Here is a 15,237-nt window from a genome sequence, read left to right on the forward strand (position 1 = left end):
GAAGCCGCAGCGTGACCGCACCCAGCAAGACACCGCTCCTAGACCGCGTCACCACCCCGGCCCAGCTTCGCCAGCTCGATCCCTCTGATCTCCGTCAATTGGCGGATGAACTGCGCCGCGAGACCGTGGACGCGGTTTCGGTCACCGGTGGCCATCTGGGCGCCGGCCTCGGCGTTGTCGAGCTGACCACGGCGATTCATTACGTCTTCGACACCCCCTACGACCGGCTGATTTGGGACGTGGGCCACCAGGCCTATCCGCATAAGATCCTGACCGGCCGCCGCGACCGCATCCGCACCATCCGCCAGGGCGGCGGCCTCTCCGGCTTCACCAAGCGCTCGGAATCCGAATACGACCCGTTCGGGGCCGCGCACAGCTCGACCTCGATCTCGGCCGGCCTCGGCATGGCGGTTGCCAGCGACCTGATGGGGCGCAAGCGCAACGTCATCTCGGTGATCGGCGACGGCGCGTTGACCGGCGGCATGGCCTATGAGGCGATGAACAACGCCGGCTCGATGAAGAACCGGCTGATCGTGATCCTGAACGACAACGACATGTCGATCGCGCCGCCGGTCGGCGCGCTTTCGGCCTATCTCTCGCGCTCGCTCACCTCGACGCCGTTCCGCTCGCTGCGCCACATCGCCAAGGACATGTCGAAGATCCTGCCGCCCCGCCTGCAGGAAGTCGCGGCGCGCGCCGAGGAGTATGCGCGCGGCATCATCTCCGGCGGCGGCACGCTGTTCGAGGAGCTCGGCTTCTACTATGTCGGCCCGATCGACGGTCATAACCTCGACCATCTGCTCCCGGTGCTGCAGAACCTCCGGAACTCGGAGGAACCGGGTCCGGTGCTGGTCCATGTCGTCACCCAGAAGGGCAAGGGCTACGCGCCGGCCGAGAAGTCGGCCGACAAGTATCATGGCGTCGTGAAGTTCGACGTCGCGACCGGTGCCCAGGCGAAGTCCACGCCGAAGGCGCCGAGCTATACCTCGGTCTTCGCCAAGGCCCTGATCGCCGAAGCCAAGGTCGACGACCGGATCGTCGCGATCAATGCCGCGATGCCCAGCGGCACCGGCTGCGATGCGTTCGGCAAGGAATTCCCGAAGCGCTGCTTCGACGTCGCGATCGCCGAGCAGCATGGCGTCACGTTCTGCGCCGGCATGGCGACCGAGGGCATGAAGCCCTTCGCGGTGATCTATTCGACCTTCCTGCAGCGCGCCTATGACCAGATCGTGCATGACGTAGCGATCCAGTCGCTCCCCGTGCGCTTCGCGATGGATCGCGCCGGCCTGGTCGGCGCCGATGGCGCGACGCATGCCGGCAGCTTCGACATCGCCTATCTCGGCTGCCTGCCGAACTTCGTGCTAATGGCGCCGTCGGATGAGCTCGAGCTCATGCACATGGTGGCGACCGCGGCGACGATCGACGATCGACCGTCGGCGTTCCGCTATCCGCGTGGCGAGGGCATCGGCCTCGAGCTGCCGGCGCGCGGCGAGGTGTTGCCGCTCGGCAAGGGCCGCATCATCCGCGAAGGCACCAAGGTGGCGCTGCTGAGCTACGGTACCCGCATGGCCGAGGTGCTGAAGGCGGCCGACGAACTCGGCGCCAAGGGCCTCTCGACCACTGTCGCCGATGCGCGCTTCTGCAAGCCATTGGATTCCGAGCTGGTGCGCCGCCTCGCGCGCGAGCATGAGGTGCTGATCACCATCGAGGAAGGCTCGATCGGCGGCTTCGCCACCCATGTGATGCACGATCTCGCCCATGCCGGCCTGCTGGAATCCGGCGTGAAGTTCCGGCCGATGACGCTGCCTGACATCTTCATCGATCACGACGCGCCGCAGAAACAGTACGACGTGGCCGGCCTCAACGCCCGTCACATCGTCGCGCAGGCATTGGTTGCGCTGGGCGTCTCCGAAGCGATCGCCAGGGCTTGAACTAAGGTGGGTCAGCGGATGATGATTTCGCGTCGTCGGTTCGGCGCCATGGCGTTGAGTGCGGTCCCGGTGTTGGCCGCGGGAGCGGCGCGTGCCGATGCGGCGGAGCCTGCCGCCGTCGTCCAGACGCTCTACGATGCGCTGTCGGAGACGATGAAGGACGGCGAGAAGCTCGGCTTCGACGGCCGCTACCAGAAGCTCGAGCCGGTGATCCACAAGGTCTTTGACGTCACCACCATGTGCAAGATCGCCATGGGTGGCTACTGGACCACGCTCACCACGGACAAGAAGAACGCGGTGCTGGTCGCCTTCGACAAATACACGGTCAGCACCTACGCCTCGCGCTTCAAGGCCGACAAGGGTGTCCAATTCAAGGTCGGCGAGACCAAGCAGGTGCCCAATGAGCGCGTGCTGGTCCAATCGACGATCGTGAAGCCCGATGGCGAGCCGGTCGAGCTCAACTACCTCTTCCGCAAGGGTGCGGAAGGTTGGCAGGTGATCGACGTCTATCTGGCCGGTGCTATCTCGCAGTTGACGCAAATGCGCTCGGAATTTTCGGAACCGCTTCAGAAGGGCGGCGTTGATGCCCTCATCCAGGTGCTCGATCAGAAGGTCGAGCAATTGAAGCAGGCCGCCTAGCCGCGTTGAGAATCCAGACCCAGTGAGCCTGCCTGCGGCCAATTGCCGCCCGCGACCTGGATTCACGGGTTCTTGAGACTGGATCGGCAGGTTGCCATCTAAGTTTCACGTAGTAACGCACCAGTAAGGCCTTCCAGGGGATCCTGCGGGATCGGAGGGCGATCCCAAGGACAGAGATGGAGTTCGATATGCGTTTGGTTCGTCGCGGCCTCTTGCTGGCCGGTATCGCTCTCGCGGCCTCGGCCATGCCCACGATCCTGACGGTGCCGGCGGCGCCCGCCCTTGCCGCCAGTGCCTCGCAGGCCGCGGCGCCGATCGGCCCGGTGCAGCGTCTCGATAACGCGCTGATCGAGGTGATGAAGAACGGCGAAGCGCTGAAGTTCCAGGGGCGCTATGACAAGCTCGCCCCGGTAATGAGCGCCGTCTTCGACGTGCCGGAGATGACGCGGATCGCGGTCGGCCCGATGTGGAACGACGCCGGCGAAAGCGACAAGAAGGAAATGGTCGAGGTATTCGGCCGTTACATGACGACGATGTACGCCGCGCGCTTCAAGGGCTACGGCGGCGAGACCTTCGAGATCGCCGATTCCAAGCAGCGCGACGGTGGCCGCGTACTGGTCATCACCAAGCTGAACCGCCAGGACAAGGAGCCGGTCGAGCTCTCCTATCTGATGAAGGGCGAAGGCGACAATTGGCACGTGACCGACGTCTACTACAACGGCTCGATCTCGCAGCTCGCCCAGCTCCGCTCCGAGTTCGCCGGGGCTCTCCGAGACGGCGGCGTCAAGAACCTGAAGTCGGTCCTCGAAGACAAGATCAAGCAGCTCCAGGGCGGCGCGTAACGGCACCGCGCCTCAGGCAAAGCAAAAGCCCGGGTTCTGCCCGGGCTTTTTTCTTGACCGGTGCTTATGGCTTGGTCGCGCCCGGCGGCCGGCCCATCAGGGACGGCATGAAGGTGAAGATCGTCGCCAGCACCACCGCCAGCCCGAGCAGCAGCAAGGCGCCGATGCTGGCCGTGCCCGGATGATTGGACACCGCCAGCCCGCCGAATGAAGACCCGGTCGCCAGCGCGCTAAACAGGACCGCGCGGGCCGTCGCGGTCGACAGCGGATGCTCGACGCCGCGCCGCCAGTTGACCGCGAAATAGATGTCGAAGGCGATGCCGATGCCGAGCAGCAGCGGCAGCGCGATGATGTTCGCGAAGTTCAGCGGCATGCCGAACACGACCATCACCAGGATGACGGACCCGCCTGCCGCCACCAGGGGCGCCAGCGCGTAAAGCACGTCGCGCACCCGTCGCAACACCAGGAAGAGCAGCAGCGTCACGGTGATCAGTGCGGTGAGCGTCGCCGTGCGGAAGGCGTCGGAGACGGCGCGGCCGGACTCGTAGATCTGCACCGCCGGCCCGGTCACGTCGGGGGCGACACCGCGCAGCGCGGCGACGAACTTCGCCAGGTTCTCGCTGTTGTTGTCGTCACCGCTCGGGAAGACCGCGATCCGGGCCGTCCCGTCGGCGGCGATCCAGTCGCGCTTTATCTCCGGCGGCAGGCTGTCGAGCGTCACCTCGCCGGCGGTCATCGCCGCCTTGAGCGCGGCGAGCCGGGGCATGAGCCCATCGACCAGCATGCGCTTGAGTTGCGGGTAGAGCGCGGGGTCGGCCTCGGCTGCCTGATCGAGGAGGCGCGCGAGGCCCATGGCGATCTCCGAAGAAGCCATCGCCTGGCGCAGCTTCTCGGCGCAGCGCCGCAGCGACGCGCGCACCTCGTCGTCGGTCGGCGGCTCGCGGACCGTGACCGGATCCAGGCTCAAGCCCATCAGGTCGTTGAGATCCGCAAGGATCGCCAGCTTCTCCTTCTGGTCCTGCGGCACCAGCGACTGCGCGGTGATCACCGCATAGACTTCCGGCAGCTGCTTCAGCTTCGCCGCGGTCTCGGTGGCGGTCTTGATGTCGGGCGCCAGCAGCTCGGACTCATAGGGTGTTCGCAAGGGATCGCGCATCAGGTCGAGCATGGTGGCCATGGATTCGACGTTGGGATCCTTCAAGTGCAGCGGATTGAAATCGAAGGCGAGGCGGGGGCTCAGGGCGAGGCCCGCGACCGTGATCACGGCCCAGACCCCGACCACCAGCCAGCGGCGCTTCAAGAGGAAGGCGTCCACGCCCGCGGCCCAGGGAAAGCCCATCTCGCGCGGCGCACTCTTGGGCTTCAGCACGGTGAGCAGGGCCGGCAGCAGGGTGAAGTTCAGCACCAGCGTGATCGCCATGCCGGCGAGCGCGATCAGGCCCAGCTCAGAGACCCCGCGATAGGCGGTCGGGATGAAGGCGGCAAAGCCCAGCGCGATCGCCGCGGCGGCAAGCGCCAGCGGCCGCGCCATCGCGCCGCCGGTCCGCGCCAGGGCGCCGGCCTCGCCATGCTCGAACCGCTCCTGCCCATAGCGCACCCCGAACTGGATGCCGAAGTCGATCGAGAGGCCGATGAACATCACCGCGAAGCCGACCGAGATCAGGTTGAGCGATCCGATGGTGAGAAAGGCGAAGGCGAAGGTGAGCACCAGCCCGACGATCAAGGTCGCGAAGGTAGCGAAGATCAGCTTCACCGAGCGCAGCGCAGCCAGGAGGAAGATCAGCACCAGCGCAACGGAGACGACCAGGGCCAGCCCCATGCCCTCGGCGACAGTGCCAAATTCCTCGTCGTTCAAGGCGACCGGGCCGGTCAGGCGCACGGTGACGCCGGTATCCGCGAGGGCGAGCGCCTTGATCTGGTCGCGCACGTATTGGCTCGCGACGGCACCGGGCTTCAGCGCGCTGAAGTCGCGGTTCGGCTGCGCCAGGATCAGGTGGCGCAACGTGTTCTGGTCGGCCGGCCGGTCGATCAGCAGTGTCTGCCAAGAGAGCGGCTGCTTGCCGCCCGCCAGGCCGTCGGACAGCGTGCGCGAGACCGCCGCCAGCGGCTTCTCCAACCGACTGATCGGTACGGCATTGCTTTCGACGCCCTGGACGAAGGTCGAAAGCGTGTCGAACAGCCCGCGCAGGCTCGGGTCCGCGGTCAGGCTGCCGATGAAGGGCTGCGCCTCGATCACGGAATCCGCGATCTTCTGCACCTCGTCCTTCTTCAGATAGAGCAGGCCGTGCTGCTCGAAATAAGGCCCGCCGTCGGGCCGCCGCACCGACATGAAGAGGTCGGTCCGGGCCAGCATCTTTTCATACAAGGCCGCGGTCGCGTCTTCGGTCGCGTCGGGAGTCTTGCCGTCGACCACCACGACCAGCAGGCCGGTATTCTGGGGAAAGAGCTCGTTGAAATGCGCCACCTGCTGCCGCCAGGGCAGGGTGGGCGAGATCATGTTCGCGGTGTCGGTGTCCATCTTGAAGGCATGGACGACGAACGCCCCGGCCAGGACGGCGGCGAGCACCATGACGCCGACCACGGCAACGGCGCGGCGCTCGCACCAGGTGACCGCGCGAAAGACGACGGATTCCAGCATCAGGCGGCGAGCCTTTTCTTGGTTCTCAGCAAATTGCGCTCACGGACGATTCCGCCTGTATCGGGCAAGGCGAACCCGCTCTAGCAGACCATCAGGGGCTTGTCACTGAGGGGCGTTGGCGCTGTCGTCGCCGGCCATGGAGCTTTGCCGGTAACGGGCGAGCGCGCTGCGCCAGCGCGGGATCACCCCATCGATATCGGTCTCGGCCAAGGTGGCCTCCGTCATGCTGCGCAACGCCATCGCCGCATTGATTCCCGCAACCGTGATTTCGGTGATTTGGAAGGTTCCATCGGCCGGGTCCCGCATCACCTGCCAATCGACCGGCAACTCCCTGCCCGAAGGCATGGTCAGCATGCTGAGGACCAGCGTGCTACCGTCGTCGCGGCTGCGGCTTCCCTTGACCCGCAGCGCCGGGCTGGGGTTGGCGCGCAGGCCCACGGTCACCACCTCGGCGACGAAATCCTGGAAGTCGGCCTGGAACCGCCGGCCCGCTTCGTTGTTGTCGGTGGGCCAGAGCCGGCCAAGCATGTACCGGGCGGTATCGTCCAGGCGAATCGCGCGCAGCAGCAGTCCTTTGACGGCCTTTGTCGCGTATTCGTCGGATTGCGGCGCAACGGCGGTTTCGACCGTTGCCCGGAAAAAGCCCGCAATATAGCTTTCAGCGGGTTCGGAATTGGCGGGCGAATCGGCCCGAGCCGATAAGATCGGGACCGGTAACACGGCCTTAAGCAGTCCGACGGCCAGAATGGTCGCCAGGACAACTGGGAAGAATCCCCTCGGCTTGCGCGTTGGATAACGGTGCATCGCGGGGGAGAATAGGATAGTCGCGGGATGAGAGGAAGCGGGGTGGGGACGGCACTTGTGACCGGTGGCTGCGGCTTCATCGGCCGTCACCTCACAGCTTTGCTGGCCCAGCGCGGCTACGGCGTGCGCGTCCTCGACCTCCAGGATTGGCCGGATGCCCCGGCCGGCGTCGAGGTCCGCAAGGGGTCGATCCTCGATCGTGCCACCATGGCCAGCGCCGTCGAGGGCGTGCAGCTCGTATTCCATCTCGCGGCAAATCCCAATCTCTGGGCACCCGATCCGCGCACCTTCCACGAGGTCAACTACGAGGGGACTTGCCGCGTGCTCGAGGCGGCGGCGAGGGCGGGGGTCGAGCGCATCGTCTACACCTCGACCGAATCCATCCTGAAGAACATCCACGCCCGCAACGGCGAAGCGGCGGCGCTGATCGACGAGAGCGTCGATCTGGCGATCGACGATGTCTGGGGCGCCTATTGCCGCTCGAAATACTTGGCCGAGCGCGAGGCGCTCCGCGCGGCGAAAGCCGGGCTGCCGGTCGTCATCGTCAACCCGACCATGCCGGTTGGCCCGGGCGACGGCTTGATCACGCCGCCCACCCGCATGCTGATCGGATTCCTCAACGGCGCGACGCCGGCCTATCTGGATTGCGAGTTCAACCTGGTCGATGCCCGCGATGCGGCGAACGGCCATCTGCTGGCCGCCGAACGCGGCCGGGTCGGCGAGCGCTACATCCTCGGCGGCGAGAACCTGGCCTTGGGCCATGTGCTCGATCTGCTGCGCGAGATGACCGGGCTGCCGATCGCCCGCACCCGTGTGCCCTATGCCTTGGCCTATGTCGCGGGCTGGATCAGCGAAGGTCTCTCGCGCCTGACCAAGCGTCCGCCGATTGCGCCGCTGACCGGCGTCGTGCTGGCGCGCTCCTCGATGGCCTTCGATTCCCGCAAGGCGCGGCGCGAGCTTGGCTGGCACACGCGGCCGCTGCGGCAATCGCTGCAGGATGCCGTGGTCGATCTGCAGACCCGCGGCCTGCTGCGCCGCGATCTCCGCCCGCAACTGGCCTGATCGGCTAGCCCGAAGTCGGCGTCAGCGACGGCATCTGGTAGATGAACCCGTCCGCGGGATAGATCGAGCCAAAGACCCCGTATTGCGGGTTGAAGAACCGCAGCTGGGTCCAGTCGTTGTCCGGCGAGACGTCCCGCACCTGCATGCCAGTAATGATACGACCGGGCACCCAGTTCGAGTGATCGACCAGGATGTCGCGGCTGTCGATCACCTGCCGCACCACCGCGACATGCCCGAGCTTCAGCCGGTCGGTCTGCCCCAGGACCAGCACCGCGCCGGCTTCCGGCATGTTGCCGCGCAGATACCGCCCGGCCGCGAGGGTCCACCAGTTCCAGGCATCGCCCCGGAGGTCGATCCCCGACGCCGCCCGGGCATAGAGCACGCAGGAGCCGCCGAGCTGGTCATCGACCACGCCCGTCACCGGGCCGACCGGGCTCGGACGGGACGCCTGCTGGGTGCCGCAGCCCGCCAAAACCAGGGCGAGCAGGGCGATCCTTCCAAAGAATAAGGCTGCGGGTCGACTCGGGAACATGTGGATAAGTGTAACCGCATCCGGCGAAATCGCCTAGTTTCAGGCATTTGCGCCGCAAACCTGCGCCGCCGGGTCGCCCGGCGATGTCGCAGTCAGACCATCCTCGCCACGGAAAAACCAGCAGTATTCCGCATCGCAGCGATCTAGATTGCTGCATTGCGGTGGTGCAGGGGAACCGGCCGATGGCACGCGGCTTGGGAGGGTGAGATGGCAAAGCAGAAGCGGGCAACCGACATGGCGCTCCGGAGCACGCCGGCACCGCGCAAATCGACCGGCCCCTCGGTGAAACTGGACGAAGGCCTTTCGCCGCTCGCCCGCGTCTTCGCGCCGACCAAGTTCTTCGACGCCGCGCGCGCCGAGAGCGAGCTGCGCGACTTGATGGGCGAGCTCGCGAAGCTGCGCGAACGCAATCCTTTCGGCAACACCGTGAAGCTGCTGGCGCTCGAGCTGGGCAAGAAGCTCGACGCCGAGAAGTTGGAACTGGGCTCGCTGGAGGACCTGATCCAGCACATCTCCGCCGAGGCCTACGAGCATCGCGCCGGGCGGATCTCGCGCTATCTCGGCGAGCATGATGCCAGGAAGAACGAGGAGCGCCTGCGCCTGGTCTTCCGCCAGGCTGCGGGTATCGCCGATAAGCCCAAAGGGGGAAAGGGCAAGAAGCCGGCAAAGTCCTTCGCGCAGTTCCAGGCGCTGCTGGAGCGCGAGCTGTTCGGCATTGTCTTCACCGCGCACCCGACTTTCTCGCAGTCGAAGCCGATGATGCAGGCGCTGGCCGAGCTCGCCATCGACCGCGATGTCGACGGAAAGAAGCTTTCCGCCAAGGAGCGCAATCGTCTCCTCGCGCAGGCGCGCGCGGTCGAGCATCGACCGGCCGAGAAGCTCGACCTTACCTACGAGCATGAACTCTCGCTGCTGGCGATCGAGAATACCCACAAGGCGCTGCGCCGCGCCTATGAAATCGCCTTCGAAGTGGCGGCCGAGCTCTATCCCGAAGACTGGCAGAAGCTCTCGCCGCGTCTGCTCACCATCGCCTCGTGGGTCGGCTACGACCTCGACGGCCGCTCCGACATCCGCTGGTCCGACACGCTGCTGAAGCGCCTTAAGGTCCAGGTGCTGCAGCTCGAGCGCTATCGCGCCACGGTAGAGGAGCTGCGCGCGATCTATCGCCAGAACCGCGGTAATGTCGATCTCATCCATCTCATGGACCTGATCGAGAGCCGCCTCGCCATGGCGATCAACGAGGCGCGCGACGAGATGGAGGTGTTCCGCGGCGGCGCCCAGGACCAGGAGAGCTGGGTCGAGGAGGTCAAGCGCATCGCCAAGCGCATGCACAGCGGCCGCGATCTGCGCCTGATCGAGTCCGTCCAGCTGCTGGAGCTGGTCGAGCGTGCGATGGCGATGACCGAGGCGCCAGCGGCCTTGAGCAAGCTGCTGATCCTGCGCGCCGAGCTCGCCAATCACGGCCTCGGCCTCGCGCATACCCACGTGCGCCTCAACTCCGTGCAGATCCACAACGCGATCCGCAATCTCATCGGCATGGAGGCGGCGCCCGACGATCCGGCGCACAAGCGCTCCTACATGGCGAGCGTCACCAGGCTCGCCCATGACGTGAAGCCGGTGAAGATCAACTTCGCATCGATCCTGGCGGAGCGAACCTCGGCCAAGCGGCTGTTCATGCTGGTCGCGCAGATGCTGAAATACATCGACGCGACCACGCCGGTTCGCTTCCTGATCGCCGAATGCGAGACCTCGCTGACGCTGATGGCGGCGCTCTATTTCGCCAAGCTGTTCGGCGTCGATCACAAGGTCGATATCTCGCCCTTGTTCGAGACCACCAAGGCCTTCGAGCGCGGCATCCGCGTGATCGACGAATGCCTGCAGAACCCGACCTTCGCCGCCTATGTGAGGAAGCGCGGCCGGCTCTGCATCCAGACCGGCTTCTCCGACGCCGGCCGCCACCTCGGCCAGACGGTTGCCGCGATCTCGGTCGAATGGCTGCGCCTGAAGCTGGGCGAGCTGCTGAAAGACCGCGGCTTCACCGATATCGAGCTGGTGGTGTTCGACACTCATGGCGAATCGATTGGCCGCGGTGGCCATCCGGAGGATTTCCGTGCCCGCCTCGAATACGTGGCCTCACCCGTCAGCCGCCACCAGTTCGCGGTCAACGGCGTGCGCTGCAAGGAGGAGGCGAGCTTCCAGGGCGGCGACGGCTACATGTATTTCGTCACGCCGGACATGGCGCTGGCTTCGGTTACGCGCATCCTCGAATACATGCTGGAGCTGCCCTCCAGCACCACCGAGGACGACGTCGCCTACAAAGCCGAAGAGGATTACATCAAGGAGACCTTCATCACGGTCCGCCGCTTCAACGAGCGAGTGATGGACGATCCGGCCTATGCGACCCTGCTCGACACCTTCGGCGGCAATCTGCTCTTCGTCAGCGGCTCGCGGCCGATCCGGCGCCAGCAGGACGGCGTCGAGCAGCGTCTGAATCTCACGCATCCGTCGCAGATGCGCGCGATCCCGCATAACGGCATCCTGCAGCAGATGGCGCTGCTGGCGAACACCGTCGGTGGGGTGGGCGAGGCGATCGTGCGCGATCCCGAGCGGTTCCAGCGCGTCTATAAGGCAAGCCCGCGCCTGCGTCGCTTGCTGGGCATGGTCGAATGGGCCCTCGAGTTCACCGATCTCGAGGCCTTGAAGTCCTACATCGATCTCTACGATCCCGGCCAGTGGCTCTCCCGCGCCGCGCAGATGAAGGACCCCGACGAGGCCCAGGGCCTGCGCGCGGTCGCCGAGCATTTGGAGCATGAGAACGTCTACAACCGCCTCGCCAAGATCTACCGCGTGTTCCAGCGCGACATGATGGACCTGCGCGACGGGCTGGCCCTGGTCGGTCTGCCGAAGCCGAAGATCGACGCCGAGGTGCGGGCGAACCTGCGCGTCCTGCATGGCATCCGTATCGCGCTGATCATGCGGATCTTCAGCCTCGCGATCCACGTCCCGGACTTCTCGCAGCAGCACAACATCACCCGCGAGCAGCTCTTGACCAAGATCTTCCATCTCGAGATCGACGACGCGATGCGCAAGCTCGCAACCATCTTCCCAAAGGTGGAGGAAACCAAGTTCGAAGGCGATTTCGGCGAGGTCGCGACTTATGTCGGTGACTGGACCCAGACCTACGAACGGGAGCACGCCCGGATCTTCCAGCCGATCGCCGGTCTCTACACCCTGGTTCTGCGGGTGAGCTCCGGCGTCACGCATACGATCGGCGCGATGGGGTAGGGGGCGGCGCCCCTCCCTATCTTTTTTACCGGATCGCCATCCGGGCGCCGATTTGCGATAACCCCTGGCAAAGAGAGTGAGTCAGGGGAATCGCATGCAGATCGCCTATCAGCCGAAACCGTCGGCCGCCGCCGTCATTGCCGTCCTCGTGCCCGAGGGCGGCAAGCTCGGCGCGCGGGCCCAGGTGCTCGACACCCAGCTCGGCGGCGCCATCGGCCGTGCCGTCAACGCGCCGGCCTTCAAGGCCAAGCGCGAGCAGATCATCGAGCTGGTCGCCCCCACGAAAGACGGCCCGCGCCGGGTGCTGATCGCCGGCGCCGGCGTGCCGAAGGAGTTGAACGCCCGCAACGCCCGTAGCCTCGGCGGCGCCATCGCCGCGTGCCTGATGGCGGCGCATGAGCCGGAGGCCGATCTGCTGGTGGACCTGCCGAAGGGCACGCCGCTCGGCGAGGGCGAACTCGCCGCCAACCTCGCGCTGGGGATTCGCCTGCGCAACTACCGCTTCGGCAAGTATCTCACCAAAGAGAAGCCGGGCAAGCCCAAGCTGCTGACCGGTGCCACGCTGGTCACCGCGAAGGCCGCCGAGGCGCGGAAGCTCGACCACCGCCTGGCCGCCGTGGCCGACGGCGTGCATTGGGCCCGCGACCTCACTAACGAGCCGCCCAATGCCCTTTATCCGGAAGAATTCGGCGCGCGCATGAAGAGCCTCGGCAAGCTCGGCGTGAAGGTCGAGGTGCTCGACGTCGCCGCCATGAAGAAGCTCGGCATGGGCGCGATCCTCGCGGTCGGCGGCGGCTCGCAACGCCCGCCGCGGCTGCTGGTCCTCCAGTATAACGGCGCGAAGCAGACGAAAGACGGCCCGATCGCCTTCGTCGGCAAGGGCGTCTGCTTCGACGCCGGCGGCCTCTGCCTGAAGAAGCCCTCGGGCATGGTCACCATGAAGGGCGACATGGCCGGCGGCGCCGCGGTGGTGGGTGCGATCCACGCGCTGGCGGCACGCAAGGCCAAGGTCAACGCGGTCGGTGTCGTAGGGCTGGTCGAGAATCTGCCATCCGCCACCGCCTACAAGCCGGGCGACATCGTCACCACCATGTCCGGCCGAACCATCGAGGTGATTGACACAGATGCCGAGGGCCGCCTGGTGCTGGTCGACGCGCTCTATTACACGGCGACCCGCTTCAAGCCGCGCTGCATCGTCGATCTCGCCACCTTGACCTATGCCGTGTCCGCTGCGGTCGGCGGCGCCTATGCTGGCATCTTCTGCAACGACGAGCGCCTGAACAAGCAGCTCACCAGCGCCGGCGAAGCCACCGGCGAGCGCCTCTGGCGTCTGCCGATCGACGGTTATTACGACCAGAACCTGGAATCCGGCATCGCCGATTTTCGGCATCACTCGCCGGACGACGAATCCGCGGATGCGGCGCATGCCGCGGCCCTCCTGAAGAACTTCGTGGCAGACCGCCCCTGGGCCCATCTCGACATCGCCAGCAAGGAGTTCACCGGCAAGGATCGCCCACTGGTCCCGGCCGGCGCGACGGGCTACGCGGTCGCCCTGCTGGAAGAGTTCGCAGCGGGACTGGAGTAGGACGGAGCACCGCTGCCGCAGATTGCCGGGTCGAGCCCCGGCATGACGGTGCCTGTTTGATTGTCATGCGCGGGCGTGACTCGCGCATCTCTCGCCGTTTTGTCGTGGGATAAGTCCCATCCTCGCGGAAACGTGTCGCTTTCGCGCTCGCCCGACTCGGGCTCCATAATGTTACAGTTTTATGACAAAGTGACCGTCGGGAGTGAGCCGCCGGCTCCCATCCGGCGTTGGAATCAACCATGGAATTCCTCCTCCATCTCTTCGGCGCAGTCGCCCTGCTGCTCTGGTCCTTGCGCATGGTGCGGACCGGGGTAATGCGCGCCTATGGCAGCCAGCTCCGGCATTGGGTCGGCCTGGCGATGACCAACCGCTTCCGGGCGGTCGGCGCCGGCGTCGTCACCAGCCTGCTGCTGCAATCTTCCAGCGCCACCGGGCTGCTGACCTCGTCTTTCGTCACCCGCGGCATGGTGGGCGCGGCCTCGGCCTTGGCGATCATGCTCGGTGCCGATCTCGGCACCAGCCTGGTGACGCAGGCCTATTCGCTGCCGATCTACATCCTCTCGCCGGCGCTGATCCTCATCGGCTACATCATGTTCAACAAGCTGGAGAGCACGCGCCTCCGGGATCTCGGCCGTGCCGGCATCGGCCTCGGCCTGGCGCTGCTGGCGCTGCATCTCATCACCGAGGCGGCCGAGCCGATCCGCGAGGCGCCGCTGCTGCCGCAGATCCTGAACCTGATGTCCAACTCTCCTGTATTCGGCGTGATCGCCGGCGGTATCCTGACCGTGCTCTGTGCCTCCTCGATCGCGGTGGTGCTGCTGATCGCCTCGCTGGTGAAGGCTGGGCTGCTGCCGGTGCCGCTGGCGCTGGCCTTCGTGCTCGGTGCCAATCTCTGCGCCGACGTGATGGCGATGCTGGCCTCGATGGGCGATCCGCCCGAGGCGCGCCGGGTCCAGCTGGGCAATATGATCTTCCGCGGAATCGGCGTGGTCGCGATCCTGCCCTTCCTGCCGCTGGTCGTGCCGCTGCTGCCCATGCTGCCGGATTTCGGCGGCGGCGCGATGCGCCAAGTCCTCGACTTCCATGTCGGCTTCAACCTGGCGCTGCTCCTGGTCTTCATCGGCCTGATCGGCCCGGTCTCGCGCCTGACCCGCAGGCTGATGCCCGACGCGACCAAGGCCGACGACCCGGCGCGGCCGCGCTATCTCGCCGCCAGCGCCGTGGATTCGCCATCGATCGCGCTGGCCAATGCCTCGCGCGAGGCCTTGCGCATGGGCGATGCGGTCGGCGAGATTCTGCGCCTGTCGCTGCAGGCCTTCCGCTCCGACGACCGCAAGGTGATCAAGCAGGCCAGCGACCTCGATTCCCAGGTCGACAAGCTCAACGAAGCGATCAAGCTCTACCTCACCAAGGTCAGCCGCGAGAGCATGGATGCCGCGGATCAGCGCCGCATCATCGACCTCATCACCTTCACCACCAACCTCGAGCATATCGGCGACATCGTCGACAAGAACCTGATGGAGCTCGCCGCCAAGAAGGTGAAGTACAAGCTGAAATTCTCGCCCGAAGGAGCCGAGGAGATCGAGGGCATCCACGATCGCCTCAACGGCAATCTGCAGCTTGCCATGAACGTCTTCATGACCGGCGATCTCGACCTCGCCCGCAAGCTCTTCGCCGAGAAGCAGGCGTTCCGCGAGCTCGAGCGCCAGGCGTCCGAAAGCCATCTCGAGCGCCTGCGCGAGGGCCGCATCGAGAGCATCCAGACCAGCGGCCTGCACCTCGACATTCTGCGCGACCTGAAGCGGATCAATTCCCACCTCGCCCTGGTCGCCCAGCCGATCCTGGAGGCGGCCGGCGAGCTCAGTCCCTCGCGCCTCAAGGAAGCCTGATCTCCGAATCGTCACGGCGCTTGCGGTTCT

10 protein-coding genes are annotated in these 15,237 nt (G+C 66.0%); 7 read left to right on the forward strand and 3 right to left on the reverse strand.

The genetic code is table 11. From position 1 onward, the window contains the following. Positions 1 to 11: 11 nt before the first annotated feature. The 3 genes from dxs to ACYQ4T_RS21565 all read left to right on the forward strand — a co-directional run bounded on the left by dxs (position 12) and on the right by ACYQ4T_RS21565 (position 3,412). Positions 12 to 1,931 (forward strand): 1-deoxy-D-xylulose-5-phosphate synthase, encoded by a 1,920-nt coding sequence (gene dxs, locus ACYQ4T_RS21555; RefSeq protein WP_459858641.1) that lies wholly within the window; start codon positions 12 to 14, stop codon positions 1,929 to 1,931. An 18-nt stretch (positions 1,932 to 1,949) separates the two neighbouring features. Further along, entirely contained in the window at positions 1,950 to 2,570 is a 621-nt protein-coding gene (locus ACYQ4T_RS21560; RefSeq protein ID WP_459858643.1) for an ABC transporter substrate-binding protein, read from the forward strand. A 188-nt stretch (positions 2,571 to 2,758) separates the two neighbouring features. After that, the gene (locus tag ACYQ4T_RS21565; RefSeq protein ID WP_459858644.1) at positions 2,759 to 3,412 is read left to right on the forward strand and encodes an ABC transporter substrate-binding protein; all 654 of its coding nucleotides are present in this window, start codon (positions 2,759 to 2,761) and stop codon (positions 3,410 to 3,412) included. 64 nt (positions 3,413 to 3,476) lie between these two features. On the opposite strand, the gene ACYQ4T_RS21570 is transcribed toward ACYQ4T_RS21565, so the two are convergent. Together ACYQ4T_RS21570 and ACYQ4T_RS21575 are read right to left on the reverse strand one after the other, a co-directional pair. Next, positions 3,477 to 6,050 carry an MMPL family transporter gene (locus ACYQ4T_RS21570; protein WP_459858645.1) on the reverse strand — a complete coding sequence of 858 codons (2,574 nt, stop codon included), beginning with the start codon at positions 6,048 to 6,050 and terminating at the stop codon, positions 3,477 to 3,479. Positions 6,051 to 6,152: 102 nt separating this feature from the next. Beyond that, entirely contained in the window at positions 6,153 to 6,770 is a 618-nt protein-coding gene (locus ACYQ4T_RS21575; protein WP_459858647.1) for an ABC transporter substrate-binding protein, read from the reverse strand. A gap of 126 nt (positions 6,771 to 6,896) precedes the next feature. Here ACYQ4T_RS21575 and ACYQ4T_RS21580 point away from each other — a divergent pair, with 126 nt between their 5' ends. Continuing rightward, on the forward strand, positions 6,897 to 7,916 hold the full coding sequence (locus tag ACYQ4T_RS21580) for an NAD-dependent epimerase/dehydratase family protein (RefSeq protein ID WP_459858648.1): 1,020 nt from the start codon (positions 6,897 to 6,899) through the stop codon (positions 7,914 to 7,916). A 4-nt stretch (positions 7,917 to 7,920) separates the two neighbouring features. Here the strand turns inward: ACYQ4T_RS21580 and ACYQ4T_RS21585 are convergent, their stop codons facing one another. After that, positions 7,921 to 8,328, reverse strand: coding sequence for a CHAP domain-containing protein (locus tag ACYQ4T_RS21585; protein WP_459858650.1), 408 nt, complete (start codon positions 8,326 to 8,328; stop codon positions 7,921 to 7,923). Positions 8,329 to 8,655: 327 nt separating this feature from the next. Between ACYQ4T_RS21585 and ACYQ4T_RS21590 the strand changes: the two genes are divergently transcribed. The 3 genes from ACYQ4T_RS21590 (at position 8,656) to ACYQ4T_RS21600 (ending at position 15,207) form a co-directional block, all read left to right on the forward strand. Next, entirely contained in the window at positions 8,656 to 11,733 is a 3,078-nt protein-coding gene (locus tag ACYQ4T_RS21590) for a phosphoenolpyruvate carboxylase (RefSeq protein WP_459858651.1), read from the forward strand. A gap of 94 nt (positions 11,734 to 11,827) precedes the next feature. Then, positions 11,828 to 13,318: a leucyl aminopeptidase gene (locus tag ACYQ4T_RS21595; RefSeq protein ID WP_459858653.1), complete on the forward strand. Its 1,491-nt coding sequence runs from the start codon at positions 11,828 to 11,830 to the stop codon at positions 13,316 to 13,318. Positions 13,319 to 13,557: 239 nt separating this feature from the next. Then, a complete protein-coding gene (locus ACYQ4T_RS21600) occupies positions 13,558 to 15,207 on the forward strand; it encodes a Na/Pi cotransporter family protein (protein ID WP_459858655.1) in 1,650 nt (549 codons plus the stop codon). Positions 15,208 to 15,237: the final 30 nt, after the last annotated feature.

The organism is Dongia sp. agr-C8 (assembly GCF_054658695.1).

Bases quoted from the DNA above. Each gene is read 5' to 3' on its own strand.
- ACYQ4T_RS21560 (WP_459858643.1), top strand. From the start codon at position 1,950: ATGATGATTTCGCGTCGTCGGTTCGGCGCCATGGCGTTGAGTGCGGTC.
- ACYQ4T_RS21565 (WP_459858644.1), top strand. From the start codon at position 2,759: ATGCGTTTGGTTCGTCGCGGCCTCTTGCTGGCCGGTATCGCTCTCGCG.
- ACYQ4T_RS21570 (WP_459858645.1), bottom strand. From the start codon at position 6,050: ATGCTGGAATCCGTCGTCTTTCGCGCGGTCACCTGGTGCGAGCGCCGC.
- ACYQ4T_RS21590 (WP_459858651.1), top strand. From the start codon at position 8,656: ATGGCAAAGCAGAAGCGGGCAACCGACATGGCGCTCCGGAGCACGCCG.
- ACYQ4T_RS21595 (WP_459858653.1), top strand. From the start codon at position 11,828: ATGCAGATCGCCTATCAGCCGAAACCGTCGGCCGCCGCCGTCATTGCC.
- ACYQ4T_RS21600 (WP_459858655.1), top strand. From the start codon at position 13,558: ATGGAATTCCTCCTCCATCTCTTCGGCGCAGTCGCCCTGCTGCTCTGG.